The sequence below is a fragment of the Rhodoblastus sp. 17X3 genome (assembly GCF_030056575.1).
Classification (GTDB): Bacteria; Pseudomonadota; Alphaproteobacteria; order Rhizobiales; family Beijerinckiaceae; genus Rhodoblastus.
This window is the reverse complement of record NZ_JASHHX010000043.1, coordinates 1-2,472: the sequence shown is the minus strand read 5'-3', so window position 1 is coordinate 2,472 and position 2,472 is coordinate 1. Positions and strand designations below refer to the sequence as shown.

Below are 2,472 nucleotides of genomic sequence, written 5' to 3'. Positions count from 1 at the left end.
GATTTCGGCACATACCAGTTCAGCTTTTCTCGCAGGGCCACGACCTCGCCGACGATGATGATGGTGGGTCCGCGCAGGCCGGCGGCGACGGCCTTGGCCGCGATATCGCCGACGTTTCCCGTCACCACGATCTGGTTGGCGCGGGTGCCGTTCTCGACAACCGCCACCGGCAGGGCAGAATCGGCGCCATGGCGCAGGAATTCCTTCATCAGGAAATCGAGATGGGCGAGGCCCATATAGACCGCGACGGTCTGGCGCGGGCGCAGCAGGGTGGACCAATCCAGATCGATCGGCCCGTCCCTGCCGTGGCCGGTCACGAAGACGCAGGATTGCGCGTAATCGCGGTGGGTCAGCGGAATGCCGGCATAGGACGAACAGCCGGCGGCGGCGGTGACGCCGGGGCAGACCTGGAAGGGGACGCGCTTTTCGGCGAGCTTTTCAATCTCCTCGCCGCCGCGCCCGAAGATGAACGGGTCGCCGCCCTTGAGCCGAAGCACGCGCTTGCCTTCCAGCGCCAGCTTGACCATCAGGTCGCCGATTTCCTCCTGCGGCAGGGCGTGGTCGGCGCGGCGCTTGCCGACATAGATGCGCTCGGCGTCGCGCCGCACGCGGTCCATGATCGTGGGGTCGACGAGGCGGTCGTAAAGCACGACGTCGGCCTTCTGCATCAGGCGGAAGGCGCGGAAGGTCAGCAGGTCGGGATCGCCCGGCCCGGCGCCGACGAGATAGACCTCGCCGACAGGCTGGTCGTCGGCGGCGGAGCCGTCGGGCCGGCAATCGGCGATTTCGCGGTCGAGCAGGGCATGCGCCGCCGCGTCGTCGCCAGCCAGAACCATTTCGGCGATCGGCCCGTCGAAGATGCGCTCCCAGAAGCGCAGGCGCGCCTGATGGTTCGCCAGCTTGTCGCCAAGCGCGGCGCGGCCGGCGCCGGCCAGCGCCGCGAGCCGGCCATAGCCAGCAGGAATCAGCGTCTCCAGCCGCGCCTTCAGCATGCGCCCGAGCAAGGGCGCGTCGCCGCCGGTGGAAATGGCCACCACCAGCGGGCTGCGGTCGAGCACCGAGGGCGTGATGAAATCGCTCATCCCCGGATGGTCGGCGACATTGACCAAAGCCCCGGCGGTCCGCGCGCGAGCGATCAGCGCCAAATTGGAGGGCTGCTCGGGCTCCTCGCCGTCCTGAAAAGCGAAATAGACGAGCGGAAAGCCGAAAAAGGCGTTGTGCTCGCCGAGGTCGCCGAGATGGTACTGGCCGCGCAGGGCCTCGAACTCATCGCTCCAGGCGGTGGCGAACAGCCAGACCTCGGCGCCGGCGCGGGCCAGGGCTTCGATGCGCCGCGCGGCGAGCGAACCGCCGCCGACGACCGCGATCCGGCGCTTGTGGAGGTCGAGGAAAAGGGGCAGGCGATCCATCGGAAGTCCGGAGGGTTGGGGATCAGGCCAGCCCTCGCAGCTGAAAACCTGCGAGGGTTGCTTGATCGCGACTCGCCGCGATCAAGGAGAATTCGTATCAGGCCGCGAGCAGGCGGGCGGTGTCGCGGCCGCGCCAGAGCGCTTCCGCGCGGCTTTGCGCCATCTGGATGTCCGGCGCAAGCCCCATGGCGCGCAAGGCGATGGCCAGCGTGCCGACGACGGCGGCGTCGGCATAGGAATCGTCGGCCTCGCCGCGCCAGACCGCCAGCAGGCGCGAAACCTCCATGGCCTCGTCCGGCAGCTGGCGCGGCTCCTCCATCAGCGGCGGCCAGCGCTCCTCCATCGCGACCCCGTCCAACACGCCGAGCGTCTCGCAGGGCTTGGCGGGGCGGCGCTCGATTTCGCCGCCTTCGCCGCGAAACACCACCATGTTCTTTTCGCCCAGCAGCAGGGCGGCGTCGCGATGGGTCGCCATGTAGTTGGGATGGAAAATCCCCTGCAAGAGGCAGGGCGCTCCGAAGGGATTGATCATCCGCGCCAGTGTATGGATTGGCGAGCGCAGGCCGAGAATGGGCTTGAACCCCATCATCCGGGCGAGCGGCGGGCTGATCGCGGCGAGGTCCATATAGGCGAAATTGTTCTGCCGCAATTGGCGCGCGGCGGTCGTGAAATCGGGCGCGGTCGGCAGGCCCAGCGCCGCGAGGACCTCGCCGGTATAGAGCCGCCCGGCGGTATGGCCGTCGAAGCCATGCATGAAGACGCGATGGCCCGCCTGCGCGAGGCGGAGCGCGGCGAGCAGGAACCACGGCAATTGCCGCTTCTTGCCGGCATAGGACGACCAGTCGAGATCGACGAGGCCGGGCTCTGGCGCCGGCAGGATCTTGCGCACTGCCTTGACGAAGCCGGCGAGTTCGCTCGCGCTTTCCTCCTTCATGCGAAGCAGCATCAGGAAGGCGCCGAGCTGTTCGGGCAGGACGTCGCCGGCCAGGATCATGGCCATCGCCTCCTCAGCCTCATCCACGGTCAGCGCCCGGGAAAGGTTCCGGCCGCGGCCGAGAATGGC

General features: G+C 68.4%; 2 protein-coding genes. Both read right to left on the bottom strand.

Going from position 1 to position 2,472, the window contains the following annotated elements; genetic code table 11:
- Positions 1-1,409: siroheme synthase CysG (gene cysG, locus QM467_RS19645; RefSeq protein ID WP_283368029.1), on the bottom strand; the 1,409-nt coding region annotated here is incomplete at its 3' end.
- A gap of 97 nt (positions 1,410-1,506) precedes the next feature.
- Positions 1,507-2,472: glycosyl transferase family protein (locus QM467_RS19640; RefSeq protein WP_283368028.1), on the bottom strand; the 966-nt coding region annotated here is incomplete at its 5' end.